This window comes from Pseudomonas canadensis, from assembly GCF_000503215.1.
GTDB classification, from domain to species: Bacteria; Pseudomonadota; Gammaproteobacteria; order Pseudomonadales; family Pseudomonadaceae; genus Aquipseudomonas; species Aquipseudomonas canadensis.
This window is the reverse complement of record NZ_AYTD01000004.1, coordinates 62,147-86,483: the sequence shown is the minus strand read 5'-3', so window position 1 is coordinate 86,483 and position 24,337 is coordinate 62,147. Positions and strand designations below refer to the sequence as shown.

Below are 24,337 nucleotides of genomic sequence, written 5' to 3'. Positions count from 1 at the left end.
GCCTGCGATGGGGGCAACTCAGTCTCACTGACTAACCACCATGCACAACCCCACCTGCCCCGACTGGGCCGAAGCGCTGCTCAACGGCTTCAGCCAGATCTTCCTGCAACGCCAGCCGCTGTGCGGCCTGCTGTGCCTGCTGGCGATCCTGATCGGCGCGCCGACCTTGCTCGGCGGCGCCTTGTTGGGTGGCGTCGCGGGCTTGCTCACGGCCCAGCGCCGGGGCTATCCCAAGGCCGAGCGCCAGGCCGGGTTGTATAGCTACAACGGCGTGCTGCTGGGCTTGTTGATCAGCCAGCACTTCGCCTGGTCGGCCTTGCTGCCGCCGCTGATCCTGGCGGGCGGCGGCTTGAGTGCGATCCTCACGCGGCAATGGTTGAAGCACGCCAGCCAGCCGGATGACTTGCCGGCCTATACCGCGCCGTTTGTCCTGCTCGGCTGGTTGCTGATAGGCACAGTGCCTGACAGCACCTTTAGCCTGAGCGAACCCGACACCCTGGCCGCGCTCACCGCGCCCTTCACCGGGCTGGCGCAAATCATGCTGCTGAACCAGCCAGTGGCCGGTGCCTTGATTGCACTGGGCCTGTGGCTGGCCAACCGCCGCGCCGCCGTATGGGCCTTGGTCGGCTCCACCGCCGGCGTGCTGATAGCGCTGTGGCTGCAAGAACCCGCCAGCGCCCTGCTCGGCCTGCACAGCTACAACCCGGCATTGGCGGCGCTGGCCCTGAGCCAGGTGCGTCGCCACCCCTGGTTGCCGCTGCTCGGCATCCTGCTGGCGATCCTTCTCACCCCAGGCTTCGCCGCCCTGCACCTGCCGGCATTGACCGCACCGTTCATCCTCGCCTGCTGGCTGGTGCGCGCAGGCGGTCGCGTGCTTCAGAAACCCCGCATGGACAGGCCCTTCGAATCCCCCTAGGCTTGCTCGAACTTCGTTTCAGGCGGGATTTATGGACAGCAACAACGACTGGCGCCAGCGGCTCTACGTCATGGTTTTTCAAAGTGACACGGTCGCCGGGCGGCGCTTTGACGGCATCTTACTGCTGATCATCCTCGCCAGCCTGGTGATCGTGATGCTCGACAGCATCGACCAGATACACCAGAACTACGCCGATGTGCTGGCCTATATCGAATGGGGCTTCACGCTGATCTTCCTGATCGAATACGGGTTGCGCCTGTATTGCTCGCCGAAGCCGTTACGCTATGCCTTCAGCTTTTATGGGCTGGTGGATTTGCTTGCCATCGTCCCCGGCATCCTCGCGCTGTATTACAGCGACGCGCAGTACCTGCTGATCATCCGCATCATCCGGATGTTGCGGATCTTCCGCGTGCTCAAGCTCAGCCCGTACCTCAAGCAGGCCAACTACCTGATGGCGGCGCTGCGCGGCAGCAAGCAGAAGATCGTGGTGTTCCTGGTCAGCGTGTGCACCCTGGTGACCGTGTTCGGCACCTTGATGTACGTGATCGAAGGCCCGGAGCATGGCTTTACCAGCATTCCCAAGGGCATCTACTGGGCCATCGTGACCCTGACCACCGTGGGCTTTGGCGACATCGTGCCAAAGACGCCGCTGGGCCAGGTGATCTCGTCGCTGGTGATGATCACCGGTTATTCGATCATTGCCGTGCCCACCGGGATTTTCACCGCTGAGCTGGCGAGTGCCATGCGCGGCGAACAGCTGCAAACCGACTGCCCAGTGTGCAAGAAGAACAGCCATGAGCCGAATGCCGCCTTCTGCTCGCGCTGCGGGAGTAACCTTTTCCGTAAAGTGGAATAAGCAAAGTACGTTTTAATCTTTAAACGTCTATGCGGCGCCCGCTATAGTCGCTGGCAAATTGCCCCTACTCAATCGACCACCTTCTCGAACAACAAGGAATGAGCAGTGAAAAAACTCGTTAGCGCCTCCCTCCTGGCCGCCGGCCTTGCCCTGGCGGGCGCCGTCCAGGCCGCCCCCGTCACACTGCTCAACGTCTCCTACGACGTGATGCGCGATTTCTACAAGGACTACAACGCTGCGTTCCAGAAGCACTGGGAAGCCGAGCACCCGAACGACAAACTGACCCTGCAGATGTCCTTCGGCGGCTCCAGCAAACAAGCGCGCTCGGTGATCGACGGTCTGCCGGCTGACGTGATCACCATGAACATGGCCACCGACATCAACGCGTTGGTCGACAACGGCAAACTGGTGCCGGACAACTGGGTCACCCGCCTGCCGAACAACAGCGCACCGTTCACCTCCGCCACCGTATTCATCGTGCGCAAAGGCAACCCGAAAGCTCTGAAAGACTGGCCGGATCTGTTGAAAGACGGCGTGCAGGTGATCGTGCCCAACCCGAAAACCTCGGGTAATGGCCGCTACACCTACCTGTCGGCCTGGGGCTATGTGCTGAAGAACGGCGGCGACGAAAACAAGGCCAAGGCCTTTGTCGGCAAGCTGTTCAAACAAGCACCAGTGCTGGACACCGGCGGCCGTGCCGCTACCACGACCTTCATGACCAACCAGATCGGCGACGTGCTGGTGACCTTTGAAAACGAAGCGGAAATGATCGCCCGTGAATTCGGCCGCGATCAGTTCGAAGTGATCTACCCAAGCGTCTCCGCCGAAGCCGAGCCACCGGTATCGGTGGTCGACAAAGTGGTCGAGAAGAAAGGCACCCGCGTGGCGGCTGAAGACTACCTGAAGTACCTGTGGTCGGCGGAAGGCCAGGAAATTGCGGCCAACAACTACCTGCGTCCACGTGATCCCAAGGTGCTGGCCAAGTACACCGACCGCTTCCCGAAAGTCGACTTCCTGTCGGTAGAGAAGACCTTTGGTGACTGGCGCACGGTGCAGAAGACCCACTTCAATGATGGTGGGGTGTTTGACCAGATCTACTCCGGTCAATAACTGAATAAACGCGGTAAAACAGTGGGAGCGGGCTTGGTCGCGAATGCGGTGTGTCAGTCAACAGATTCATTGGCTGATCCACCGCATTCGCGAGCAAGCCCGCTCCCACATTTGGTTCTGCGCCAGACTTTACATTGGCGGTGTCACACCATCTTTACCGGCTGAGATGGCCTGCGCGGTAATGGTCCCATCCGCCCCCTGCGCCGCAAACAACACCACCTTTACCCCCGCCTTGAGCAAACTGCGATCCCCCGGCTCCAGGTTGACGATCGGCACATCCTCCGGCACCACGATCTTCTGTTCGCCGCCTTTGTACTTCACGGTCAAGGTGCGCCCGTTGCTCACAACCAGGTCGCCGACGGTGCCGTTGGTCATGCTGCTGCCTTCTTTGAGGTCGAACGCGCGATGCCCGTCGCCCGTGCCGGCCATGGCCGGTGGGAAGACGTGCACTTCCAGCGCGGTCAGAGTGCCATCGGCGTTGGGCATGGCGGCGGAGCCAATATAGCTGCCCGGCTTGATCTCATCGATCTTGGCCAGGGTAACCGCGCGCACTTGAGTGCTTGGGGTCAAGTGCACGATGACGTCTTCGCCGCTGTTGACCTTGACGTGCATCGCGTCGCCTTCCATCGCGGTAATGGCCCCGCGTACGCCCACGCGGGGAGCCTCGGCAGCCTGGGCCAGGCCTACGGCCATCGCAGCGGCCAGGGTGGAAGCCAGGAGCATCTTGTTCAACGTGATCTTCATGGGATTTCCTGTTTCGGCAGTTGTTTCTGAATGTATCATTACCCTTCGCGCAGAAAGTTAACGATTCACTCATCATTACCGGGCATGAGTGTTATCACTGCCAGCGGCCTACCCGGGCTACGGTGTTGTCTTTAGGCTCGCCCCACTTTCCTTCGCATTTATGAGAACACCATGAACGCTACCTCCCACGCTACAACCACCATGACCCGGAGCATGGTGATGCTGTTTGCGTTTTGCTGCGGCGCCATCGTTGCCAATATCTACTATGCCCAACCGATCATCGAGCTGATCGCGCCGGACATCGGCCTCACGCCTGCGATGGCCAGCCTGATCGTCTCCTTGACGCAGATCGGTTACGCCCTGGGCCTGTTTTTCCTGGTGCCACTGGGTGACCTGTTGGAAAACCGCAAGCTGATGATCGCCACCACCGTACTGGCCATCGCCAGTCTGCTGGGTGCGGCGTTTACCGAGCAGCCGAATCTGTTCCTGTTGGTATCGCTGCTGATCGGCTTCAGTTCGGTGTCGGTGCAGATCCTGATCCCGCTGGCTGCGCACCTGGCGCCCGCCGAATCCCGTGGCCGCGTGGTCGGCAGCATTATGGGTGGCCTGTTGCTCGGCATCCTGTTGGCTCGGCCGGTGTCCAGCGTGGTGGCGGACCACTTCGGCTGGCGCGCGATGTTCATGGCGGCGGCGGCGTTGATGGCGTTTATCAGTGTGGTGTTGCTGATCACCATCCCCAAGCGCCAACCCGACCACAGTGCCACCTATGGCCAGTTGCTGCGCTCCCTCGGCACCTTGTTGCGTGAGCAACCGGTATTGCGCCAACGGGCGTTTTATCAGGGTTGCATGTTCGCCACCTTCAGCCTGTTCTGGACCGCTGCCCCACTGGAGCTGGCGCGCAACCACGGATTGAGCCAAAGCGAGATCGCGCTGTTTGCTTTGGTCGGCGCGCTGGGCGCCATTGCCGCGCCCATCGCCGGCCGCCTGGCCGATGCCGGCCATACCCACCGCGCGTCGTTGCTGGCCATGCTGTTTGCGGCGCTGAGTTTTCTGCCGGCCTTCGTGCACCCGTTGTACAGCGTGATTGGCCTGGCCGTGACCGGAGTGGTCCTGGACTTCTGCGTGCAGATGAATATGGTGCTGGGCCAACGCGCCATCTACGCGCTCGACGCCAACAGCCGCAGCCGCCTGAACGCGCTGTACATGACCAGCATCTTCATTGGCGGCGCCTTCGGCTCCGCGATTGCCAGCAGCGTGTATGAACACGGCGGCTGGCTGGGCGTGATGCTGGTGGGCAGCGCGTTCCCCTTGATCGCGCTGCTGCGGTTCGTGAGTGCTTCACGTCAGGCCACGGTTGCCACTGCTTGAGGGACCGGAATTCCTTTGTAATTGAAACACTTGACAACACAAAGCCCGGGCGGCATCGCGTTGTTTTGACGAGAGAAAAACAAAATCTAAAACAGCACCTCTCGCTCAACTACGCGATTTTCCCAACGGTCAGGACATATCCCTTAACGCTCCCTCAGGACCGCACCAGCTTCTCCAGCGCGGCATCCGCCAGGAAGGAGGAGCGGCTCTTGACCTTGTGCTCACGCACATACCGGTCGATGCGCTGGATGACGTAACCGGGCAAGGTCACATTGACCTTCTCGGTCTTGCCCAAGTAGGGCGAGATGTCCAGCTCCAACATCCCCCAGCCCATGCCAGCGTAGTCCTCGTGCGCGTGATGGTTGGCCACCGACGTCGGCATCGGAATCGTCCCGCCTTCTGCGGCAATCTCTTGAAGCATGATGTGCGCGACTTCGACTGCGGCGTTGTAGGCCTCTTCAAAACTGTCCCCGGCGGTGACTGCGCCTGGGATATCGGGGATCTGGATACCGGTGGCGGTGAAGTCATCGCCCCATTCGATACAGATTGGGTATTGCATGAGTGTTCTCCTTAAAACTGAAACAAGCCGGCGCGTTTCCTGATGCTTCTGACGGTGCCCAGCGGCAAGTCTTTCTTTGGATGGGGCACTGGAAGGGTGTACGGGCTATAGCGATGAGTAAAAATATGATGACTTCCCGTGACCCGATCCAGCACCCAACCTGCCTCTTGCAGTTCCTTGATCAATAACCTGCTTTGCACCCGAGCCTCCTTGGCTTGGCCTGAATAAAAGTAACCCTAGAGTTATCTTTACTCAAGCACAAAATTCACACCCCTGACTGACGGCTGTTTTACTGAATATTGAAAGTACAACACGGGAAACGCATGACACCGGCAGCCCATCGCCTTAGGCTTGAGCGCCGCCCAGCCAACAGGAACACCCGATGGACCGTCTCACTGCCATGGAAACCTTCGTTCACGTCGTGGAGACCGGCTCCTTCTCGGCCGCTGCCAAGCGCCTGGGCATCGGCCAACCCGCCGTGTCCAAAAGCATCGCGCAATTGGAAGCACGCCTGGCCGTGCGGTTGGTGCTGCGTTCGACCAGGGGTCTGACGCCCACCGAGGCAGGCCTGGCGTTTTTCGAAAAAGCCAAGAGCGCGATTTTCGAAGCCGACGAAGCTGACGAGGCCGCCCGGGGAGCGGGCGCAGGATTAACGGGCAACCTGCGGGTCAGCGCCGGCGTGACATTCTCCCGTATGCGGATCATTCCCAACCTGGGACCCTTCCTTGACCAGCACCCTGGCCTGAACATCGACGTGTTGCTCGACGACCGCATCCTCAACCTGGTTGAAGACGGCATCGACGTCGCCTTGCGTATCGGCAACTTGAGTGATTCCGGTCTCACTGCTCGCCGGCTTGGCCAAAGCCCAAGCCGGGTGTTCGGCACACCAGCCTACTTCGAACGTTTCGGCGAGCCACAAAGCCCGGCGGATATCCTCAACCACCAGGCCGTGATCTACAGCCTCGGGGAGAGCCCGCTCTGGCCCTTCAAACAAGGCCCTCACGAGCAGGCCATAGCTGCTCGCGGGCGCTTGCGCGTCACTTCTTCCGAAGGCTTGCGCGCTGGCGTGCTCGCCCACCACGGCCTGGCGATGACGTCCGAATGGATGTTCGGCCCGGAATTGGCCAGGGGTGAGGTGAAGGCCGTGTTGACCGACTGGGAACTCCCGCCGAAGGATCTCTGGGCGGTATTACCGACGGGTCGAATGCCGAGTGCCAAGGCGTTTATCGAATACGTTGAAGGTTTAATGGTGTAGCGCCGGCAAGCCGGCTCCTGCGGGGTTGGAGGGTGTTCAGATGATCCGGCCATCCCGGCCGACCGTGACATGCCGTGGCAACGCGTGGCGATGCTCCAGCAACCACGCATCCAACGTATGCCCCACATGGGTCAGGACCCCCAATTGCGCACCGGTTTCCTCAATGCTCTGCAACGCCAGCGTCAGGTCATTGTGATTTCGCGGCGCTTGCGGCTGCGGCGGCATGGAGCAATCCAGCACCAGCACGTCCAGCGGTTCGCGTTGCAACCAGGCCAGGGTCTTCGGTGGCAGGCCGACGGTGTCGGTGAGGTAGGCGATGCGTCGCCCCTCGCCTTCCAGCAGGTAGCCCAGGGTTAGCTTGGAATGCTGCAACGGCAACGCTGTGACGCTCAACTCGCCAAATTGGCGTGTTTCAAACTCGGCAAAGGGCTGGCTGAAATCCAGGATGCCCGGATGCTTGTACAAGTCCGACAACCCCTCCGGATCCGCTGGGCCGTGCACCGGAATCACCCACCCGTGCCCCCAGCGCAGGTGCAGCAAACCCTGGGCATGATCGGCGTGGTAGTGGGTCTGGAAAATCCCGTTGAAGCTGCGCGGCGGGAAGCGTTCGGTGAGGTCGGGCAAACCGCTGTCGATCAGCCAGCGCTGGTCGCCGCATTCGATCAGTGCACTGCACGGGCGGCGGCGCAGGCTTTCGTCGCTGTGCGCCAGACCGCACGCGGGGCATTCGCAGCCGTACACCGGGACTTGCCGCGCGTCACCGGTGCCGAGCAGCGTCAGGCGCATGCCGAGTGCCCGTGGTCGAGGCAGCACAACAGGCGTTCGACCGTATGTTCCAGCGGCCCGGAGTTGTCCAGTATGAACAACCCCGCCCCATGCCCCGCGATCAACTCAGCGGTGAACCGCGTATTGCGTGCCAGACGCTCCTCGATATCCGCCAGGGCCTCACGCCCGCGTGCGATCAAACGCTGGCGCAACACCGCCTGATCTACCGTCAACAGCAACACCAGCGACGTCGGATAACGCGCGCGCGTCTGTGCCAGGTGCGCGCGCGAACCGTTGACCAGCACGTCGTCCCCCGCCGCCAGCCACTCGTCGATCTCCTTGGGAATGCCATACGACAAGCCATTCGCCTGCCAGCTGAGGGCAAATGCACCCTCGGCCTGCAGCGCGGCGAACTGCTCCGGGCTGACCCCTTGCGCCGCCTCGCCCACCGCTTCCGCCGAGCGGGTGATAACGCGGCGCACGACGCGGCAACCGCGCTCGGCCAGGCGTGGGCGTGCAGCATCCAGCAGGCTGTCCTTGCCCGAGCCGGAGGGCCCGATGAGATAGATCAACCTGCCTGCCATCAAAACACCCTCTTCGCTTGTCGCCATACTTGTTGCACCACAGGCAGCCCTTCGCGGCTGCGGGCCTGGACCAGGTCGGCACGCAGGCCGATGGCGATTTCGCCGCGATCGCCCAGGCCGGCAGCTTTTGCTGGCGCCAGGCTGATCATCTTGACCGCTCGCGACAGGTCGCCGTCGTCCTGCTGGTCCGCCAGCACGAAGGCTGCCTGCAAGAGGCTGGCCGGGTAATAGTCGCTGGAAAGTATATCCAGCAATCCCTCGGCCGCCAGGCCGGCGGCGGCCACATTACCTGAGTGCGACCCGCCGCGCACCACGTTCGGCGCGCCCATCAACACTTTCATGTCCAGCGCCTGGCAGCCCTTCGCCGCTTCCAGGGTAGTGGGGAGTTCGGCGATGGTCATGCCGTAGCGCGCCGACTCTTGCACATGGGCCAATGTCGCATCGTCGTGGCTGGCGACGGACAGGCCGCGCGCCAGGCAATGCTCGACGATGGCGGCGCGATAACGGTCGCTGTACGCCAGGGAGTTGGCATCGAGCACCGTGGTGATGCCCGCTGCGATGATCTGCGCATCGTGGCTGAGCACGGCCGAGGTCGACGGCCAGTCCACGCCGGGGCGCGGGGTCATGTGTTTTTCCAGGTTGTCGGTGTGCAGCTCCACCAGGCCCGGCAAGAGGAAATCGCCGCCCAGGTCTTGGGCCTGGAGCAACTGGCTACGGCCTTCGGCGAGGTCGACGATCTTGCCGTCGCGCAGATTCGGTGCCTGACACGCCGCCATCGCGGGCAAGCCCGGCTCCCACAGGTGATCTTCATTGGATTGGAGAACGTGTTTCACAGGCATGAAAAAGGCGACCCTAAGGTCGCCTTTTGTCATTGTGCGTATTGCTTGCTCAGTCCCGGCGGCACGCCTTGCACGTCGGTCTCTTCCCACGGCCCGTTCGGGCTGATCGAGCGGCTCCAACCGTTGCTCCAGCGGTAATACGTGCGCTGGCGGTAAAAGGTGTCGGGCTGTTCTTCCAGCACATACACCTGCATCTTGCCGTCCCAGTGGCTGGCAGCGCCCGGTGGTGGGGCGAAGGTCGGCGATTTGGTCGGCACGGGTTTCGGCGCTGGAGTCACCGGGCCCGAGGGCTTGGTGCTCGGCTGGGTCGACGGGCCTGACGGAGGAATGGTCGGGCCGGTGGGCGCGGGAGGTGGGCGGTGGACCGCACAAGCGCTCAGGCCAAGTACCAGGCTGAGCAAGGTGATGCGTGCAAATGCGGTCATAGGCGTTTCCTCGATTACTTGTCCGGACTGTCGATGGTCAGCTGCTGCACGGCAGTGGTGCTGCTGGCCAAGGGTTGGCTGCGGCCGATCCATTCGCCAGCGGTCGGAACACCAGCCCGGGATATGCGCGCAACCAGTTGGACTTCGGGGAAGTTGGACAGTTTCAATTGCGGCATCATCGCGTCGGCATCGCCGAGTTCGACGGTGATCGGCAGCTCGGCGACGGTGACGCGCTTGGCCGCCAATGGCGCCGGTGGGCCGGAGACCGCGCGGGCGAAGATGAATACGCTGTCAGTGGGCAGGGCTTTGGCCTTCACGTCGGCGCTCAGATCCACCCGAACTTTCATCGCGGCTTTTTGAGGGGCGACGGTGCCGCCGTTTTCTTTCAGCTTCTCAGCTGCACGATCAATGCCACCTTGCAGGGCTGCACGGGAATTGTCTTCCGGTGGCAGTTGCGCCAACAGCCGGTTCCAGTAGTCGATCGCTTCCTGATAACGCTGGCCTTCAAACGCCGCGATACCGAGCAGACCAAGGCTGGTGACTTCCTTCGGATCCAGCTTCAACGCTTCATCGGTCAGCGCCTGAACCTTGGGCGACCACTGTTTATTGTCGGCAAAGTATTGCGCCTGGGCCCACTGGCCGAGCAGTTCCGGCTGGCGTCCGGCCAGCGCTACGGTGCGTTCGAAGACTTTGGCCGCATCGGCGGAACGGTCCTGGGCCATGTAGGCGCGACCGAGGAAGTACAGGCCTTCCGCCGAGTCCGGCTGGGCGGCGGCGGCGCGCTCCAGGCGCTGGGTCATGTCTTCCATAGACACTGGCGGCTGGGAGAATTCGCGGGTCAATTCAACCTTGTCGCTGGCGCCGTAATGCAGGTACAGCGCAACGCCCAGGACAGGCACCAAAAACGCCGCCAAAAATGGCAATGGCTTGCCCAGGCGCGATTCGCGGGTTTTTTCCACGCCTTCGGTGTCGGCCAGCAATTCGCGGGCGGCTTCGGCTCGGCCCGTGTCGAGTTGAGCGGCGTTGAGCACGCCTTCGTCCTGCTGCACTTGCAACTCGGCCACTCGTTCTTGGTAGAGCGCAACGTTCAGCGCGGTGCGATCCTCTTCACGCTGGGCACGACGGCCGCGCAGTATAGGGATCAGCAGGAAACTCAGGGCAATCAGAAGCAGCAAACCGGCTGCGAGCCAGAAATCAATCATCAGTCTTGGTGTCCAGCAATTGGTCGAGGCGTTTACGCTCATCTAAGGACAGCGCGTCGGAACCGTCAGTCGGCGCGGCGCGGCGGCGGCGCACGATCACCGCCATCACCACCACGCCCGCCAACAACAGTCCGGCAGGGCCGAACCACAGCAGCGCGGTCTTGCCGGTGAGGGCCGGTTTGTAGCGCACGAAATCACCGTAGCGGTCGACCATGAAGTCGATGATCTGCTGGTTGTCCTTGCCCTCCCCCAGCATGCGGAAAATCTCTTTGCGCAGGTCGGCGGCGATGGGTGCGTTGGAGTCGGCGATGTCCTGGTTCTGGCACTTGGGGCAGCGCAGTTCCTTGGTCAATTCGCGAAAGCGCTCGCGGTCACCGTCCTTGGCGAATTCGTAGGTGTCGATGGCGGCGTGGGCGACGCCGACCAGTCCAAGCGCCAGCACCGCAGCGGCTAACAGACGCTTCATGGCTTGGCCTCATCGACCAGCGCCTGGTACTTGGCGGCCAGTTGCTCGCGCCACACCACCTCGTCGATCACGCCGACGTACTTGTCGCGGATCACGCCTTTGGCATCGATGAAGAAGGTTTCCGGGGCGCCATAGACGCCGAGGTTCAGGCCGAGGTTGCCGTCTTCATCACGGATATCCAGCTGGTACGGGTTGTGGAACTCGGCCAGCCACTTCAAGGCCGCCGCATTGTCGTCCTTGTAGTTGATGCCGTAGATCACTACGCCCTTCTCAGCGAGCTTATTCAGCACCGGGTGTTCGACGCGGCAGGAGATGCACCAGGTGCCCCACACGTTGACCAGTGCCGGTTTGCCCAGCAGGTCGGCCTGGGTAAGGGTTTTATCGCCCTGCACGGTCGGCAACGAAAACGCTGGGAACGGTTTGCCGATCATCGCCGAAGGCAGCTCGGCCGGGTCCAGGTACAGACCGCGGTAAAGGAACACGGCCACCAGCAGAAACATCGCCAGCGGCACAACCATCAACCAACGCTTCATACCGCCGCTCCTTGCAGGCCCAGCGCTTCACGCACCCGGCTCTTGACCTTGACCCGATAACGCCGGTCCAGCGCGGCCAGCAAACCACCGAAACCGGTGAGCAGGCCGCCGAACCAGATCCAACGAACGAACGGTTTGACGTGCACGCGCACGGCCCAGGCGCCGTCGCCCAAGGGTTCGCCCAACGCCACATACAGGTCGCGGGTGAAACCGGCGTCGATGCCGGCTTCGGTCATCATCGAACTCTGCACGGTGTACAGGCGTTTTTCCGGGTGCAGCACAGCGATTTCCTTACCGTTACGGACGACGCGCACCGTGCCTTTGTCCGACGTGAAATTCGGCCCTTCGAAGTGCTTGGCACCCTCGAAGATGAAGTGGTAACCGGCCAGGTCCATGGACTCACCCGGCGCCAGGCGCAGGTCGCGCTCGGCGCTGTTCTGGCTGGAGAGCACCACGCCTAGGGCACACACGGCGATGCCGATATGGGCGATCTGCATGCCCCAGTAGCTGCGGGTCAGGGTTGGCAGGCCTTTGATCAGGCCTTTGTGGCGGGTCTTGTCGAAGAGGTCGCGCACGCCGGCCAGCAATACCCAGGCGGCGAGCAGGAAGGTGGCGAGTACGGCCCAGTTGAAGTCGCCGTAGGCAAACCCGGCGAACACCGCCAAAACCACGCTGCCCAGCAGCACCGGCATCAGCATGCCCGCCAGCCATTTCACCGGGGTGTCTTTCCAGCGCACCAGCACGCCGACGGCCATCACCACCATCAACAAGCCCATCAATGGAATGAACAACGCGTTGAAGTACGGCGGGCCGACGGACAGTTTGGCGCCGCTCAGGGCATCCAGTACCAACGGGTACAGCGTGCCGAGCAGGATCATCGACGCGGCCACTACCAGCACCAGGTTATTGCCCAGCAACAGGGTTTCCCGCGACCACAGGTTGAAACCGACCTGGCTCTTGACCACTGGCGCGCGCAGGGCAAACAGCGTCAGGGAGCCACCGACCACAAACAGCAGGAAGATCAGGATGAACACACCACGTTCCGGGTCGGAGGCGAACGCATGCACGGAGGTCAGCACGCCCGAACGCACTAGGAAAGTGCCAAGCAGGCTGAGGGAAAATGCCGCGATGGCCAGCAACACGGTCCAGCTTTTGAACACGCCACGTTTTTCGGTGACGGCCAGCGAGTGAATCAGCGCCGTGCCCACCAGCCATGGCATAAAGGAGGCGTTTTCCACCGGGTCCCAAAACCACCAGCCGCCCCAGCCGAGTTCGTAATAAGCCCACCAGGAGCCAAGCGTGATACCAATCCCGAGGAACGCCCAGGCGACGATGGTCCACGGTCGCGACCAGCGCGCCCAGGCCGCATCGAGACGCCCGCCGAGCAGGGCGGCGATGGCGAAGGCGAAGGCCACCGAGAAACCGACGTAACCCATGTAGAGCATCGGCGGGTGCACGATCAGGCCGATGTCTTGCAGCAGCGGGTTGAGGTCATGCCCGTCCGTAGGAATCTGCGGCAGGATGCGGCTGAACGGGTTGGACGTCATGATCAGGAACAGCAGGAAGCCGATGCTGATCATGCCCATCACCGCCAGCACCCGCGCCAGCATGACTTGCGGCAGTTGGCGCGAGAACACCGACACGGCAAAGGTCCAGCCGCCGAGAATCAGCGCCCACAGCAGCAGCGAACCTTCGTGGGCGCCCCACACGGCGCTGAATTTGTAGTACCAGGGCAAAGCGGTATTGGAGTTATTGGCGACGTAGGCGACGGAAAAATCGTCAGTCATGAAGGCGTAGGTCAGGCAGCCAAAGGCGAACAACAGGAACGCAAATTGGCCCCAGGCCGCCGGTTGCGCCAGGCTCATCCACAGGCGGTCGCCGCGCCAGGCGCCGAGCAGCGGCACCACGGCCTGGACGACGGCAAAGCACAGGGCGAGGATCATCGCCAACTGGCCCAGCTCCGGAATAAACAGTGCGGACGTCATGGCTTAGCCCTCCTTGGCAGGCGTTGGCGCGGATTGGCCGCTGTCTTTCAGGGCCTTGGTGACTTCCGGCGGCATGTATTTCTCATCGTGCTTGGCCAGCACTTCATCGGCCACCACCACGCCGTCGGCGTTGAGCTTGCCCAGGGCGACGATACCTTGGCCTTCGCGGAACAAGTCCGGGAGGATGCCGCGATAGGTGATGGTCACGGCTTTGTTGAAGTCGGTGACAACGAAGGTCACGTCGAGGGAATCACCGGAACGCTTCAGCGAGCCTTGCTCCACCATGCCGCCGGCGCGAATCCGTGTATCGACAGGGGCTTCGCCATTGGCGATCTGGGTCGGGGTGTAGAACAGGTTGATGTTCTGCTGCAGAGCACTCAAGGCCAGGGCCACGGCAATGCCAACGCCGGCCAGGATGGCAAGGATGATCAACAGACGCTTTCTACGCAGCGGATTCACTTATCGGTCTCCCGGCGCAGACGACGCGCCTCTTGTTGCAGGTAACGCTTGCGGGCCAGGATCGGCGCGGCGACGTTGAGGGCCAGCACCGCCAGGCAGATGCCATAGGCCGTCCAGACATAGAGGCCGTGATGGCCCATGGCGAGAAACTCGCTGAAAGAAGCAAAACTCATGCGCGCGCTCCCAGGCTGTTTTGCACTTCGGCCTTGACCCAGCTGGCGCGGGCTTCACGCTTGAGCACTTCGAGGCGCATGCGCATCAGCAGCACCGCGCCGAAGAAGCAGTAGAACCCCAGCACCATCAATAGCAGCGGCGCCCACATCTCTACCGGCATCGCCGGTTTTTCGGTGAGGGTGAAGGTGGCGCCCTGGTGCAGGGTATTCCACCACTCCACCGAGTATTTGATGATCGGGATGTTGATCACGCCGACAATCGCCAGCACCGCGCAAGCCTTGGCCGCGCTGTCACGATTGCTGATCGCGTTGCCCAGGGCAATCAGACCGAAGTACAGGAACAGCAGGATCAACATGGACGTTAGTCGTGCATCCCACACCCACCACGAGCCCCAGGTGGGTTTGCCCCAGATCGCACCGGTGACCAGCGCCACGGCGGTCATCCACGCACCGATGGGCGCGGCGCATTGCAGGGCCACGTCCGCGAGCTTCATCTTCCACACCAGGCCGACGATGCCGCACACCGCCAGCATCACGTAGCAGGACTGGGCCAGCATCGCGGCGGGAACGTGGATATAGATGATGCGAAAGCTGTTGCCTTGCTGGTAATCCGGCGGCGCGAAGGCCAGGCCCCAGACCAGGCCGATGCCAATCAGCAACACGGCGGCGACGCTCAACCACGGCAGCAGCTTGCCGCTGATGCCATAGAACCATTTGGGCGAGCCGAGCTTGTGAAACCAGGTCCAGTTCATTGCTGTTTCCATCACGGTAGCTTTTCGTCGTTGCGAAAAGCTTAGGGTCTTTACTGGTTAAGACAACGCTTAACCAGACCTCATTATTCGCCGACGCTGATCTTCAGGCCGGCCGCTATAGCAAAGGGTGTCAGGGTTACCGCCAGGGCGGTCAGGCTACCAAGCCACAAGAGGTAACCGGTCGCCGGCATGCCCATGAGCGCGGCCTGCAAAGCACCGCTGCCCAGGATCAACACCGGGATATACAGAGGCAGAATCAACAGGGCCAGTAACAGGCCACCCCGCTTCAAGCCCACGGTCAACGCTGCGCCCACCGCCCCCAACAGGCTGAGCACCGGCGTACCGAGCAACAAGGACAGGAGCAACACCGGCAGGCATTCGACGGGCAAGCCCAGCATCATCGCCAGCAGTGGCGAGAGCAAGACTAGCGCCAAGCCGGAAAAAGCCCAGTGTGCCAGTACCTTGGCCAGTACCAGAAGTGGCAGAGGGTGCGACGAAAGGACCCACTGTTCCAGGGAACCGTCTTCAAAATCACTGCGAAACAGCCCGTCCAGCGAGAGCAGGACCGATAAAAGCGCAGCCACCCACACCAGTCCTGGGGACAAGGTTTGCAACAGTTTAGTCTCGGGGCCGACCGCCAACGGGAACAGCGCGATGACAATCGCGAAGAACACCAGCGGGTTGGCCAGTTCAGCCGGGCGACGGCAGAGCAGGCGCGCTTCACGAGCGACTAACAGGGCGAATACACTCATGCCGACCACCGCCCCAGGTCAAGATCACGGTAGCCGGCGGGCATACGCGCCAACGTGTGGTGGGTCGTGAGAACGACCAGACCGCCCCGCTCGCAATGTCGGGCCAGGTGTTCTTCCAACTGAGCCACGCCTTGTTTGTCGAGAGCGGTGAACGGTTCGTCGAGAATCCACAGCGGCGGGCCCGGCAGGTACAGACGCGCCAGGGCCACGCGGCGCTGCTGGCCGGCGGACAAGGTGTGGCAGGGAACGTCTTCAAAACCCTTGAGGCCGACAGCGGACAGAGCCTGCCAAATGGCGTCGCGCGACGCGCGATGATGCAGGGCGCTGAGCCAGCTGAGGTTTTCTTCGGCGGTGAGCACGTCCTTGATGCCGGCGGCGTGGCCGATCCAGATCAAGTTGCGCGCAAGTTCGGTATGTTGTTCGTGGAGGGGCTTGCCATTGAGCCGAACTTCGCCTGCCGTCGGCTGCATCAGCCCGGCCAACAGGCGCAGCAAACTGGTCTTGCCGCTGCCGTTGGGGCCGCTGACCTGCACCATGTCGCCGCCCGCCAGCCGCAGTTCGAGGTGCTCGAACAGCAGGCGCAGGTCGCGTTCACAGGAGAGCGCTACGGCTTCAAGAAGAGGGCTGGTCAAAAGATCGCGGGCCTTTACGGTTCAAGTCGGCGGTGCAGCGGCCGTTAAAGAGAAATGCACAATAACGGCTTTGGCGACCGATTTTAGAGAGCTGGATCAAATAGTTGTGAGGTTTTTACCGCTCTCTTTGCAGACGGGCGGCATTATACATGTGATGCCCTACTCTAAAGAGGGCAATTTCCCCAGAGACCATGCGCGCGATGACCGGTGAGATCAACCTTCCTACGCTTCCACCCGCCCCGGCAGCCGGGCCCGGCCCTGCGCCTGCGGCCGGCGAGTTGCTGAAACTGCTGGAGCCGCAGATCGGCCTGATCGACCCTGGGAAAACCGCGAACGCCGAAGTCATCGCCCTGAAACAAGGCGGTGAAGCCTTTCAGTTGCTGCTCAAGTTGACCCTTGAAGGCGGCCGTCAGACGCTGGTGCAGGCCAGCAGCCCACAGCCGCTGCCGTTGGGCAGCAATGTGGCGGTGAGCCAGACGCCCACCGGCAACCTGACCCTCAGCCTGCAACAGGCCTTGAGCGCCAATGTCGCCGCCCTCACCCGCATCGACACGAACGAGATGCCGGTGGGCACGCTGCTTCAGGCCAAGGTGCTGACCACCCAGATGTTGCCCCAGGGCACGGCGCAACCGGCGATCTATCGCTCGCTGGTGACCGTGCTCAACAGCGCACTGACCGGCGCGACCCTGACCGTGGAGAGCCCGCAGCCGTTGCGCGTCGGCAGCCTGCTCAGTGCCGTGGTACAGAACGCGCAGACTTTAAGCTTTGTGCCGTTGAGCGGACTCAAGGATCAGTTGGCCGTCACCCAACAACTGTCGACCCAGCAAAGTCGCCAGGGCTCGCTGGATGCCGTCTTCACTGCGCTGCAGAACCTGCCACGCGGCGACAGTACTTCCGCCGAGCTGCGCGGCGCCGCCGAGCGTTTACTCGCTGCCCTGCCCGACCTGGCGCAGGTCAGCAATCCCAAGGTATTGGCGCAAGTCATCCAGAACAGCGGTGCCTTTCTGGAAGCCAAGCTACTCGCCGGGCAAAACCCGCAAATCCCACCGCTGGACATGAAAGGCGCCTTGCTGCGCCTGGTCGCCGACTTGCTGCCGGCCCTGCCCGCCAGCACCAACATCAATGCCATCCTCGCTGCCAACACCCTGGCCCAAGTGCTGCCCAACTTCGTGCGCAGCCCTTTGAGCACCCTCGGCCAGGTCAGCGCCCGACAGATACCCGCAGGCTTCCCGCTGCCCGAGCGGCTGATGGCGAAACTGGAAGGCGAAGGCGACCTGGAAAACCTGCTGCGCCTGGCCGCTGGTGCCATCTCGCGGTTGCAGAGCCATCAGCTGTCGAGCCTGGAACAGACCGGCACCACCGCTGATGGCCGCCTGCAAACCACCTGGCAGTTGGAGATCCCCATGCGCACGTTGCAAGACATCGTGCCGTTGCAGGTCAAGTTCCAGCGCGAAGAGCCGGCGCCGGACAAGGATCAGCCTGAGCGCAAAGAGAAAAAGGACGCCAAGCAGATGCTCTGGCGCGTCGAACTGGCTTTCGACATGGAGCCGCTGGGGCCGCTGCAGGTGCAGGCGCAATTAAGCCAGGGCAAACTGTCCAGCCAGCTATGGGCCTCGCGGCCGTTCACCGCCAGTTTGATCGAGAGTCACTTGGGCAGCTTGCGCGAGCGCCTGGTGACATCGGGCATCAATGTCGGCGACCTCGATTGCCACCTCGGCACGCCGCCGCGCGGGCCGAAGACCGGACTGGAGCAACGCTGGGTGGATGAAACTGCATGAAAAACGCCAACCCACCGCGCCAGGCGATTGCCCTCAAGTACGACGGCCAGCAGGCGCCGACCCTGACCGCCAAGGGCGACGATGCCCTGGCCGAAGCCATCCTGAAGCTGGCGCGGGAAAATGAAGTGCCGATCTATGAAAACGCCGAGCTGGTGAAGCTGCTGGCGCGGATGGAGCTGGGCGACAGTATCCCGGAAGAGCTGTACCGCACGATTGCCGAGATCATTGCGTTTGCCTGGACGCTGAAGGGCAAGTTCCCGGTAGGGTATGACCCGCACGCCGCGCCGGTAGAGCGCGACGTGACCGAACGCGGGGATGACTACTGAATCAGCCCGGCACCACACTGGCCAACACGCGGGCCGCTACCGAGGTGGCAACCGGCTTGCGCTGAGCGTGCTGTTTCAACGCCTGCTCGAACGTCTGCCCCTCATACCGCCGCAATGCCGCACCAAACGCACTCGCCTGCGCAGGCGTAAGTGGAGCGCTGAAGGCCTCGATGAACGGCGCGTTAATCACGGTGTTGCGAACACGCTCTACCTCTGCCTGTACGGAACGGCTATCCCGGGCAGTGACCTTATCGAACAGGGCTTGATCCTTGATCACAAAATCCTTGGCACCGGGTGCGCGTTGAGCAACGAGCACATTCTGCTGACCGTTCCAGGCCGACAGTGAATACTCCTTAAGCCTGTCCTGACTGTTCTTGACCGACTCGATACTCGGGCCACGATGCTCCAGACCGGCACTGAAAAACTGGCTCAGGACATTGAAGTCCATCACCGCCTCATCGGTGCCGCGCTTGAGAATCCGACAGCACAAAGTCGCGAGGTCCACCTGGATATCGTGGAAATGCAACTTGGGTTCCTGGCTCAAGCGTGCGATATCGGCGATTTTCTGGTTGAAATCGTTTGGCCACAGGTACAACGCATCCCGCGTCAGTGGCTGCCCCAGGCGCTTTTCCATGGGGCTCATGAACTGCTGAACCAACGCCGCGCCCTGGTCGTGCACCTGCAACATGCTCGTGCCGGGCATACGGTTTTGGATCATGTTCTTGACAACATCGGTGTTGAGCGCGAACTGGCCGGTGAGAAAGGTGGTTTTACCCGCTGATGGCGCACCCCGAACTATCGAGACATCCTGCAACAAGGCAGGTGCCGGGTCTTGAAGAATGGACTGGAATTGCGTCAGGTATTTTTCTGCCACCTGTGCGGTCAGGTGCTTCAGTATGTTGGCATTGAGGTTATCCACCTCGGGCAGCCAGACATTTTTCTTGCCCAGAGCCTGTGCAAGTGTCGGCAAGGTTTCGTCAGCCGCAGCCGGGTCGGCCCACCGCAGCCGCTCATTGTCCTGCAATCGTTGCAACTGCCCAGGATCACGCGTCAGCGCCTGCCAGGAGGTAATGCTCGGATCGGCGATCATGCAGGCAAGCCGCTCCCGATAAGTATTCTCGGAAAGCGGCGTGCCGATCAGTTGATTCAAAACCCCACGTGCAGTGCTTGAGTTGATCGACGCTGCAGTGGGCAAGCCGGGTTCGGCGAGAGCGGGTGCCGCCACGCCAGGAACGGAAGTAGCAGGTTGGATAGTCATCGTCAGGCCTCCAGTAACCAAGACCCAGAAAATTAACCTGCCCGTTCTGGATGGCTCATAGGACTTATCTTGACTGTGCCCCCGCCACCGGTGAATTGTGTGTCAGCTAAATACCTCACTCAACGGAATGAAGTTGACCCGATCGCCGATAGCCAGCGTCGTGCCTTCCAACACCTCCACAAACCCTTCCGCCCACGCCGCACTGCGCAGCACACCGGAGCTCTGGTTGCGGTAGATGATCGCTTTGCCTTGCTCGACGCGACCGCGCAGGTATTCGCGGCGGTTGCCTGGCTTGGGCCACTCGAATCCTACCGGCACTTCAAAGCGCAGCGGCTCGACGTCTTGCACCCCTTGGCGGCGCAGCAGATAAGGGCGTGCCAGCAGTGCGAACGTGACCAGCGTCGACGCCGGGTTGCCGGGCAGGCCGATCACCGGCACGCCACGGAAGTGGCCAAAGGTCAGCGGCTTGCCGGGTTTGATCGCGAGTTTCCACAACGCCAGCTCACCCTCTTCACGCAGGGCGATCCCAAGGAAATCCGCTTCGCCCACCGACACACCGCCCGTGGACAGGATCAAGTCGACACGGCCCAAACCGCCCAGGCGCGCGCGGGTTTGCTCCAGGTCGTCAGGCAGGATGCCAGCGTCAATCACTTCGCACCCCATGCGCGTAAGCCATGAGCACAGCACGCGTCGGTTACTGTTGTAGATCTGCCCCGGCCCGAGCGGTAAGCCGGGTTCGATCAATTCATCGCCGGTCGACAACACCGCCACGCGCGGGCGACGTATCACCGCCAAGCGATCATGGCCGAGGGACGCCGCCAGTCCCAGCTCAATCGGGCCCAGACGCGTGCCGGCCGACAATACCAACTCGCCTACGCTAGTTTCCTGGCCCTGGGGACGGATGTTCTGGTCGAGGTGCAGGGGCTCGGTGAAGCTCACGCGCTCATCGGCGTGGACCACGGCGTTCTCCTGCATTTCCACGCAGTCTGCCCCTTCCGGTACCGGGGCGCCGGTGAAGATGCGGGCGCAGGTGCCGGCGGCCAGGGGTTGTGGCGCCTGGCCTGCGAAAATGCGTTGGCTGACCACCAGCGGTTCGCCGGTCCAATCCGCCAGGCGCACGGCATAACCGTCCATGGCACTGTTTGGCCACGGCGGCAGGTCGAGGGTTGAGATCAAGTCTTGCGCCAGTACACGGCCGTCGCACTCCGCCAGCAGCAGGGCGTCCTGCTCACGAATCGGCGCGGCGTCGGCCATGGCCAGCAGTTGGGCCAAAGCGTCCTCTACCGGCAGCAGCGCGCCGGTCTTGCCGGGCTTACCCACGGGATTCACAGGGTTCGGCCTGTTTCAGGTGCGGGACGAAGTTGCATGGGCGGTGACGGTTGTCCAGTTGCTCGGCGAGGATGCCATCCCAGCCGGTACGCACCGCATTGGTAGAGCCCGGCAGGCAGCACACCAGGGTGCCATTGGCCAGACCGGCCAGGGCGCGGGACTGCACAGTGGACGTGCCGATGTCGGCCACGGAAATCTGGCGGAACAGTTCGCCAAAGCCGTCGACCTGCTTATCCAGCAGGCAGCTCACCGCCTCGGGGGTGCTGTCACGGCCGGTGAAGCCGGTGCCGCCGGTGATCAGCACGACTTGCACCACATCTTCGGCGATCCAGTGGGCGACCTGGGCGCGAATTTTGTAGAGGTCATCCTTGAGCAGCACGCGCTCGGCCAGGTTATGGCCGGCGGCTGTCAGTCGGTCAACGAAGACCTGGCCGGAGGTATCGGTTTCGAGGGTGCGGGTGTCGCTGACGGTCAATACCGCGATATTCAGGGGTACGAAGGGCGCATCTGCCTTGGCTTTCATGGCACGGTCCGGTTGTCGAAGGAACAGCCCGATGTTATATCACAGCCCCCCCTTTTGCTGCCGCTGCGGAACTGCCATGCCTATCGATTCGTCCCCACTGCCCTGTTCGGTTTTGCTGCTGTCCGGTGGGCGCGGCCAGCGTATGGGCGGCCAGGACAAAGGCCTGCTGGAATGGCGCGGCCAGCCGTTGATTGCACATTTACAGGGCCTGGTGCGGCCGCTCACGGATGACCTGATCATCTCGTGCAACCGCAACCCGCAGCACTATGCCGTCTATGCCGACCAGTTGGTGAATGACGACAGCCCGGACTTTCCCGGCCCGCTCGCCGGCATCCGAGCGGGACTCGCCGCCGCACGCCATGCGCACCTGCTGATTTTGCCGTGCGATGTGCCGCTTATCGACGCTGGGCTGATCCAGGCGCTGCGTGAGACCGCGCAACGCAACCCGCTGCTGCCGGTGATCGTGCGCCATGGTGCGTACTGGGAACCGTTGATCTGCATCGTCCCCACCGGCCTGCGCGATGCGGTGGACAGGGCCTGGCACGCCGGCGAGCGCAGCCCGCGCAAGGTCCTCCTGCAACTGGGCGGCGTAGGCTTGGAGTGCCCGGCAGATGACCCGCGCCTGGCCAACCTTAATACGCCAGCGCTGTTACAGACGCCGTCGGGCGTGTCAGAATGAACCTCGCACAAGGAACTTTGTCGGCGCCCCGCGCGTCACAAGGTCAGCAATTAAAAAGTATTCTCTCGGAGACAAACTCATGACTCAACGGACCATCGCCGCTCTCATGCTTGCACTGGGCCTCGCCACCCTCGCCGGTTGCGCTTCGCCAACAGTGATCACCCTGAATGACGGTCGCGAAATCCAGGCCGTCGACACCCCGAAATACAACGAAGATTCGGGTTTCTACGAATTCGAACAACTTGACGGCAAGCGCACCCGCATCAACAAAGATCAGGTTCGCACCGTTAAAGACCTGTAAATCTTAGCGTTTGCCAACAAGGCCCGCCTCGCGCGGGCCTTGTCGTTTCTGGCGGTTACCAGTCGAGGGTGATCTGGCTGCGGAAACTGCGTTCTTCACCCGTAACCGGGTCGATGAACCGCACCCCCTGGGCGAGCAGTTTGAGGGGGTTGGCGTAGTCGTCTACCGCGTCCTTGATCACGTCGGGGTAGAACGGGTCGTTGCAAATACTCGCGCCGAGGGCGCTCATGTGCACACGCAACTGGTGCTTCTTGCCGGTCACCGGGAACAGGCCGTAGCGCCACAGATCGCCGTTTTTCTCGCGCACCTCCACCGCCGTTTCGGTGTTGGCGGTGCCAGGCCCTTCCTGCATGCGAAAGAACGGCTCGCCATCGACCAGTCGGCTTTTATGCACCCTGGGAAAGGTCAGGTCAGGCAACGCTGGGGCGATGGCTTCGTAGAATTTATCGATCTGGCGCGTGGGAAACAGTTGCTGATACGCGGAACGACTGGCCGGATTGACCGAAAACAGTACCAGCCCCGCCGTGTGCCGGTCGATGCGGTGCAAGGGCACCAGTGAGGGATTATCCAGCCGACGAATCAGGCGGCGAAGCAGGGTTTGCTCGACGTACTCGCCTGCCGGAGTCACCGGCAGGAAGTGTGGTTTATCGGCGACCAGCAGATGCTCGTCGGCATACAGAATGGTTTCCTGCACCGGGATGACTTTCTCATTCGGCACTTCGCGGAAGTAATAAATGCACAGGCCTTCCTTGTAGCCCAGGTCCAGCCTGATCGGGTTGCCGTTGATATCCAGCACCCGCCCCCGGGCGATGCGGTCCAGCCAGTGTTCGCGGCTGATCGCCGGGAAGTGCTCGCACAGACAATCCAGCACTGTCGCCCAAGGGCCGGGCGGCAGATACAAGGTGCTGGCTTGGTGCTGGGACGCGGAAAAACCGGAGGTGGACATGAAATGCTCAAAGCCTGTGACCTAACAGGCGGGCATTATCCCGCATTGCGCGGGATTGAGCCTAGGGCGGATCTCAGGCCTTGGCCAACTCTGCCCGCAGAATCTTCGAGGCACTGGCGGCCTCGGTGAATTCCTTGAGCCAACGCAACACGTCAACCGCTTCCCAGCGGCCCGGATCGTACAACGCGTACAACAAGCCCTGGTAACCCACCACATCCAACTGCTTGTGGTAACCGGCGCGCTGGAACAGCGCCTCGATCTCGGCAAAGCAGGTATTGAAATGCACTTTGTTAAACGGCGTCTTGCCTTCCGTGACCAAGCCATCGAGGCGCAGCTCGTTCACCGCGTCGCGCACGACGTTGGCGGACATGCGATTGACGCTGCTTTTCAGTTGTTCGACATTCACCACGGGCGTTCCCTCAATTCAATCGCTGTACAAACATACAGTAACTTAATATTTGGAAACCTGCCATCGCATAAACCTAACGAAGGAAGGCAACAACCTGTTGTGTGTCGAATGGCCAATCCAGTTCCGCCCCGGTGTCTATTCGGCGAAGTACCGGAATCCGCAGGCCGTAGGCATCGGTCAGGTCCTCGGGATCGGTGATGTCCACCAATTCCACCAGCAACCCGTGTTCGACGAGCGGCATGATTTCGACTTCGGCAATCTCACACAGGTGGCAACCCAGGGTGCCGAACAACTGGCATTCAGGAAGCATGACGAATGGACCTGATCAGAAAACAGGCACACATTCTAAGCCCGGTGACCGCCGAAGCCCACTCTATAAACCCTGACCCAGGTCACCATGGCCTATAACTGTT

31 protein-coding genes are annotated in these 24,337 nt (G+C 62.0%); 9 read left to right on the top strand and 22 right to left on the bottom strand.

All coding sequences use genetic code 11. The annotated features are described in order from the left end of the window. The first annotated feature begins 40 nt into the window (after positions 1 to 40). The 3 genes from U367_RS0103145 to U367_RS0103135 all read left to right on the top strand — a co-directional run bounded on the left by U367_RS0103145 (position 41) and on the right by U367_RS0103135 (position 2,882). Complete coding sequence (locus tag U367_RS0103145; protein ID WP_028615698.1) at positions 41 to 916, top strand: urea transporter; 876 nt, start codon at positions 41 to 43, stop codon at positions 914 to 916. 31 nt (positions 917 to 947) lie between these two features. Next, positions 948 to 1,772, top strand: a complete 825-nt coding sequence (locus U367_RS0103140) for an ion transporter (RefSeq protein ID WP_028615697.1) — start codon at positions 948 to 950, stop codon at positions 1,770 to 1,772. 105 nt (positions 1,773 to 1,877) lie between these two features. Continuing rightward, entirely contained in the window at positions 1,878 to 2,882 is a 1,005-nt protein-coding gene (locus U367_RS0103135) for a sulfate ABC transporter substrate-binding protein (RefSeq protein ID WP_016979582.1), read from the top strand. Positions 2,883 to 3,011: 129 nt separating this feature from the next. Here the strand turns inward: U367_RS0103135 and U367_RS0103130 are convergent, their stop codons facing one another. Then, positions 3,012 to 3,626: a DUF5666 domain-containing protein gene (locus tag U367_RS0103130; protein WP_028615696.1), complete on the bottom strand. Its 615-nt coding sequence runs from the start codon at positions 3,624 to 3,626 to the stop codon at positions 3,012 to 3,014. A 171-nt stretch (positions 3,627 to 3,797) separates the two neighbouring features. On the opposite strand from U367_RS0103130, the gene U367_RS0103125 reads away from it, so the two are divergent. Beyond that, complete coding sequence (locus U367_RS0103125) at positions 3,798 to 4,994, top strand: MFS transporter (RefSeq protein WP_073859992.1); 1,197 nt, start codon at positions 3,798 to 3,800, stop codon at positions 4,992 to 4,994. Between the two features lie 154 nt (positions 4,995 to 5,148). Here the strand turns inward: U367_RS0103125 and U367_RS0103120 are convergent, their stop codons facing one another. Together U367_RS0103120 and U367_RS1000000130655 are read right to left on the bottom strand one after the other, a co-directional pair. Then, positions 5,149 to 5,553 (bottom strand): type II toxin-antitoxin system HicB family antitoxin, encoded by a 405-nt coding sequence (locus U367_RS0103120; RefSeq protein ID WP_028615694.1) that lies wholly within the window; start codon positions 5,551 to 5,553, stop codon positions 5,149 to 5,151. Positions 5,554 to 5,564: 11 nt separating this feature from the next. Continuing rightward, positions 5,565 to 5,753 (bottom strand): type II toxin-antitoxin system HicA family toxin, encoded by a 189-nt coding sequence (locus tag U367_RS1000000130655; protein WP_073859991.1) that lies wholly within the window; start codon positions 5,751 to 5,753, stop codon positions 5,565 to 5,567. 182 nt (positions 5,754 to 5,935) lie between these two features. Here U367_RS1000000130655 and U367_RS0103115 point away from each other — a divergent pair, with 182 nt between their 5' ends. After that, positions 5,936 to 6,808 (top strand): LysR family transcriptional regulator, encoded by an 873-nt coding sequence (locus U367_RS0103115; protein WP_028615693.1) that lies wholly within the window; start codon positions 5,936 to 5,938, stop codon positions 6,806 to 6,808. 36 nt (positions 6,809 to 6,844) lie between these two features. On the opposite strand, the gene phnP is transcribed toward U367_RS0103115, so the two are convergent. The 13 genes from phnP to ccmA form a co-directional block, all read right to left on the bottom strand. Beyond that, positions 6,845 to 7,594: a phosphonate metabolism protein PhnP gene (phnP, locus tag U367_RS0103110; RefSeq protein WP_028615692.1), complete on the bottom strand. Its 750-nt coding sequence runs from the start codon at positions 7,592 to 7,594 to the stop codon at positions 6,845 to 6,847. Next, positions 7,585 to 8,157, bottom strand: coding sequence for a phosphonate metabolism protein/1,5-bisphosphokinase (PRPP-forming) PhnN (gene phnN, locus U367_RS0103105; protein ID WP_028615691.1), 573 nt, complete (start codon positions 8,155 to 8,157; stop codon positions 7,585 to 7,587). Before phnN ends, phnP begins: the two co-directional genes overlap by 10 nt. Next, entirely contained in the window at positions 8,157 to 8,933 is a 777-nt protein-coding gene (locus U367_RS0103100; RefSeq protein ID WP_084651047.1) for an alpha-D-ribose 1-methylphosphonate 5-triphosphate diphosphatase, read from the bottom strand. Before U367_RS0103100 ends, phnN begins: the two co-directional genes overlap by 1 nt. 92 nt (positions 8,934 to 9,025) lie before the next feature. Further along, a complete protein-coding gene (locus U367_RS0103095) occupies positions 9,026 to 9,421 on the bottom strand; it encodes a hypothetical protein (protein WP_028615689.1) in 396 nt (131 codons plus the stop codon). Positions 9,422 to 9,435: 14 nt separating this feature from the next. Continuing rightward, a complete protein-coding gene (ccmI, locus tag U367_RS0103090; protein WP_028615688.1) occupies positions 9,436 to 10,623 on the bottom strand; it encodes a c-type cytochrome biogenesis protein CcmI in 1,188 nt (395 codons plus the stop codon). After that, on the bottom strand, positions 10,616 to 11,089 hold the full coding sequence (locus tag U367_RS0103085) for a cytochrome c-type biogenesis protein (protein ID WP_028615687.1): 474 nt from the start codon (positions 11,087 to 11,089) through the stop codon (positions 10,616 to 10,618). The genes ccmI and U367_RS0103085 overlap by 8 nt, the downstream gene beginning before the upstream one ends. Continuing rightward, complete coding sequence (locus U367_RS0103080) at positions 11,086 to 11,622, bottom strand: DsbE family thiol:disulfide interchange protein (RefSeq protein ID WP_028615686.1); 537 nt, start codon at positions 11,620 to 11,622, stop codon at positions 11,086 to 11,088. Before U367_RS0103080 ends, U367_RS0103085 begins: the two co-directional genes overlap by 4 nt. Beyond that, positions 11,619 to 13,607 carry a heme lyase CcmF/NrfE family subunit gene (locus tag U367_RS0103075; protein ID WP_028615685.1) on the bottom strand — a complete coding sequence of 663 codons (1,989 nt, stop codon included), beginning with the start codon at positions 13,605 to 13,607 and terminating at the stop codon, positions 11,619 to 11,621. Before U367_RS0103075 ends, U367_RS0103080 begins: the two co-directional genes overlap by 4 nt. A gap of 3 nt (positions 13,608 to 13,610) precedes the next feature. Then, entirely contained in the window at positions 13,611 to 14,066 is a 456-nt protein-coding gene (gene ccmE / locus U367_RS0103070) for a cytochrome c maturation protein CcmE (RefSeq protein ID WP_028615684.1), read from the bottom strand. After that, positions 14,063 to 14,239: a heme exporter protein CcmD gene (gene ccmD, locus U367_RS0103065; RefSeq protein ID WP_010211791.1), complete on the bottom strand. Its 177-nt coding sequence runs from the start codon at positions 14,237 to 14,239 to the stop codon at positions 14,063 to 14,065. The genes ccmE and ccmD overlap by 4 nt, the downstream gene beginning before the upstream one ends. Continuing rightward, positions 14,236 to 14,991, bottom strand: a complete 756-nt coding sequence (locus U367_RS0103060; RefSeq protein ID WP_028615683.1) for a heme ABC transporter permease — start codon at positions 14,989 to 14,991, stop codon at positions 14,236 to 14,238. Before U367_RS0103060 ends, ccmD begins: the two co-directional genes overlap by 4 nt. 83 nt (positions 14,992 to 15,074) lie before the next feature. Then, positions 15,075 to 15,743 (bottom strand): heme exporter protein CcmB, encoded by a 669-nt coding sequence (ccmB, locus tag U367_RS0103055; RefSeq protein ID WP_003189951.1) that lies wholly within the window; start codon positions 15,741 to 15,743, stop codon positions 15,075 to 15,077. Further along, on the bottom strand, positions 15,740 to 16,375 hold the full coding sequence (gene ccmA, locus U367_RS0103050) for a cytochrome c biogenesis heme-transporting ATPase CcmA (protein WP_028615682.1): 636 nt from the start codon (positions 16,373 to 16,375) through the stop codon (positions 15,740 to 15,742). Before ccmA ends, ccmB begins: the two co-directional genes overlap by 4 nt. Positions 16,376 to 16,575: 200 nt before the next feature. On the opposite strand from ccmA, the gene fliK reads away from it, so the two are divergent. Together fliK and U367_RS0103040 are read left to right on the top strand one after the other, a co-directional pair. Beyond that, positions 16,576 to 18,153, top strand: coding sequence for a flagellar hook-length control protein FliK (gene fliK, locus U367_RS0103045; RefSeq protein ID WP_028615681.1), 1,578 nt, complete (start codon positions 16,576 to 16,578; stop codon positions 18,151 to 18,153). After that, positions 18,150 to 18,479: an EscU/YscU/HrcU family type III secretion system export apparatus switch protein gene (locus U367_RS0103040; protein WP_028615680.1), complete on the top strand. Its 330-nt coding sequence runs from the start codon at positions 18,150 to 18,152 to the stop codon at positions 18,477 to 18,479. The genes fliK and U367_RS0103040 overlap by 4 nt, the downstream gene beginning before the upstream one ends. Position 18,480: 1 nt before the next feature. Here the strand turns inward: U367_RS0103040 and U367_RS0103035 are convergent, their stop codons facing one another. From U367_RS0103035 to moaB, 3 genes are all read right to left on the bottom strand, one after another. After that, positions 18,481 to 19,737: a hypothetical protein gene (locus tag U367_RS0103035; protein ID WP_152537900.1), complete on the bottom strand. Its 1,257-nt coding sequence runs from the start codon at positions 19,735 to 19,737 to the stop codon at positions 18,481 to 18,483. Positions 19,738 to 19,839: 102 nt separating this feature from the next. Further along, positions 19,840 to 21,066: a molybdopterin molybdotransferase MoeA gene (locus U367_RS0103030; protein WP_032864127.1), complete on the bottom strand. Its 1,227-nt coding sequence runs from the start codon at positions 21,064 to 21,066 to the stop codon at positions 19,840 to 19,842. Continuing rightward, on the bottom strand, positions 21,050 to 21,589 hold the full coding sequence (gene moaB, locus U367_RS0103025) for a molybdenum cofactor biosynthesis protein B (RefSeq protein ID WP_025857889.1): 540 nt from the start codon (positions 21,587 to 21,589) through the stop codon (positions 21,050 to 21,052). The genes U367_RS0103030 and moaB overlap by 17 nt, the downstream gene beginning before the upstream one ends. 76 nt (positions 21,590 to 21,665) lie before the next feature. On the opposite strand from moaB, the gene mobA reads away from it, so the two are divergent. After that, a complete protein-coding gene (mobA, locus tag U367_RS0103020) occupies positions 21,666 to 22,268 on the top strand; it encodes a molybdenum cofactor guanylyltransferase MobA (protein WP_028615677.1) in 603 nt (200 codons plus the stop codon). A 79-nt stretch (positions 22,269 to 22,347) separates the two neighbouring features. Next, positions 22,348 to 22,569, top strand: coding sequence for a YgdI/YgdR family lipoprotein (locus U367_RS0103015; RefSeq protein ID WP_010211805.1), 222 nt, complete (start codon positions 22,348 to 22,350; stop codon positions 22,567 to 22,569). Positions 22,570 to 22,624: 55 nt separating this feature from the next. Here the strand turns inward: U367_RS0103015 and U367_RS0103010 are convergent, their stop codons facing one another. The 3 genes from U367_RS0103010 to U367_RS0103000 form a co-directional block, all read right to left on the bottom strand. Further along, entirely contained in the window at positions 22,625 to 23,515 is an 891-nt protein-coding gene (locus U367_RS0103010; protein ID WP_028615676.1) for a pseudouridine synthase, read from the bottom strand. A 73-nt stretch (positions 23,516 to 23,588) separates the two neighbouring features. Next, positions 23,589 to 23,924 carry a hypothetical protein gene (locus tag U367_RS0103005; RefSeq protein ID WP_028615675.1) on the bottom strand — a complete coding sequence of 112 codons (336 nt, stop codon included), beginning with the start codon at positions 23,922 to 23,924 and terminating at the stop codon, positions 23,589 to 23,591. Between the two features lie 73 nt (positions 23,925 to 23,997). Then, complete coding sequence (locus tag U367_RS0103000; RefSeq protein ID WP_028615674.1) at positions 23,998 to 24,234, bottom strand: glutaredoxin family protein; 237 nt, start codon at positions 24,232 to 24,234, stop codon at positions 23,998 to 24,000. Positions 24,235 to 24,337: the final 103 nt, after the last annotated feature.

Excerpts from the sequence above, each read along its gene's own strand:
- U367_RS0103145 (WP_028615698.1), top strand. The coding sequence starts at position 41 with ATGCACAACCCCACCTGCCCCGACTGGGCCGAAGCGCTGCTCAACGGC.
- U367_RS0103140 (WP_028615697.1), top strand. The coding sequence starts at position 948 with ATGGACAGCAACAACGACTGGCGCCAGCGGCTCTACGTCATGGTTTTT.
- U367_RS0103130 (WP_028615696.1), bottom strand. The coding sequence starts at position 3,626 with ATGAAGATCACGTTGAACAAGATGCTCCTGGCTTCCACCCTGGCCGCT.
- U367_RS0103125 (WP_073859992.1), top strand. The coding sequence starts at position 3,798 with ATGAACGCTACCTCCCACGCTACAACCACCATGACCCGGAGCATGGTG.
- U367_RS0103120 (WP_028615694.1), bottom strand. The coding sequence starts at position 5,553 with ATGCAATACCCAATCTGTATCGAATGGGGCGATGACTTCACCGCCACC.
- U367_RS0103115 (WP_028615693.1), top strand. The coding sequence starts at position 5,936 with ATGGACCGTCTCACTGCCATGGAAACCTTCGTTCACGTCGTGGAGACC.
- phnP (WP_028615692.1), bottom strand. The coding sequence starts at position 7,594 with ATGCGCCTGACGCTGCTCGGCACCGGTGACGCGCGGCAAGTCCCGGTG.
- phnN (WP_028615691.1), bottom strand. The coding sequence starts at position 8,157 with ATGGCAGGCAGGTTGATCTATCTCATCGGGCCCTCCGGCTCGGGCAAG.
- U367_RS0103100 (WP_084651047.1), bottom strand. The coding sequence starts at position 8,933 with ATGGCGGCGTGTCAGGCACCGAATCTGCGCGACGGCAAGATCGTCGAC.
- U367_RS0103095 (WP_028615689.1), bottom strand. The coding sequence starts at position 9,421 with ATGACCGCATTTGCACGCATCACCTTGCTCAGCCTGGTACTTGGCCTG.
- ccmI (WP_028615688.1), bottom strand. The coding sequence starts at position 10,623 with ATGATTGATTTCTGGCTCGCAGCCGGTTTGCTGCTTCTGATTGCCCTG.
- U367_RS0103085 (WP_028615687.1), bottom strand. The coding sequence starts at position 11,089 with ATGAAGCGTCTGTTAGCCGCTGCGGTGCTGGCGCTTGGACTGGTCGGC.
- U367_RS0103080 (WP_028615686.1), bottom strand. The coding sequence starts at position 11,622 with ATGAAGCGTTGGTTGATGGTTGTGCCGCTGGCGATGTTTCTGCTGGTG.
- U367_RS0103075 (WP_028615685.1), bottom strand. The coding sequence starts at position 13,607 with ATGACGTCCGCACTGTTTATTCCGGAGCTGGGCCAGTTGGCGATGATC.
- ccmD (WP_010211791.1), bottom strand. The coding sequence starts at position 14,239 with ATGAGTTTTGCTTCTTTCAGCGAGTTTCTCGCCATGGGCCATCACGGC.
- U367_RS0103060 (WP_028615683.1), bottom strand. The coding sequence starts at position 14,991 with ATGAACTGGACCTGGTTTCACAAGCTCGGCTCGCCCAAATGGTTCTAT.
- ccmB (WP_003189951.1), bottom strand. The coding sequence starts at position 15,743 with ATGAGTGTATTCGCCCTGTTAGTCGCTCGTGAAGCGCGCCTGCTCTGC.
- fliK (WP_028615681.1), top strand. The coding sequence starts at position 16,576 with ATGACCGGTGAGATCAACCTTCCTACGCTTCCACCCGCCCCGGCAGCC.
- U367_RS0103040 (WP_028615680.1), top strand. The coding sequence starts at position 18,150 with ATGAAAAACGCCAACCCACCGCGCCAGGCGATTGCCCTCAAGTACGAC.
- U367_RS0103035 (WP_152537900.1), bottom strand. The coding sequence starts at position 19,737 with ATGACTATCCAACCTGCTACTTCCGTTCCTGGCGTGGCGGCACCCGCT.
- moaB (WP_025857889.1), bottom strand. The coding sequence starts at position 21,589 with ATGAAAGCCAAGGCAGATGCGCCCTTCGTACCCCTGAATATCGCGGTA.
- mobA (WP_028615677.1), top strand. The coding sequence starts at position 21,666 with ATGCCTATCGATTCGTCCCCACTGCCCTGTTCGGTTTTGCTGCTGTCC.
- U367_RS0103015 (WP_010211805.1), top strand. The coding sequence starts at position 22,348 with ATGACTCAACGGACCATCGCCGCTCTCATGCTTGCACTGGGCCTCGCC.
- U367_RS0103010 (WP_028615676.1), bottom strand. The coding sequence starts at position 23,515 with ATGTCCACCTCCGGTTTTTCCGCGTCCCAGCACCAAGCCAGCACCTTG.
- U367_RS0103000 (WP_028615674.1), bottom strand. The coding sequence starts at position 24,234 with ATGCTTCCTGAATGCCAGTTGTTCGGCACCCTGGGTTGCCACCTGTGT.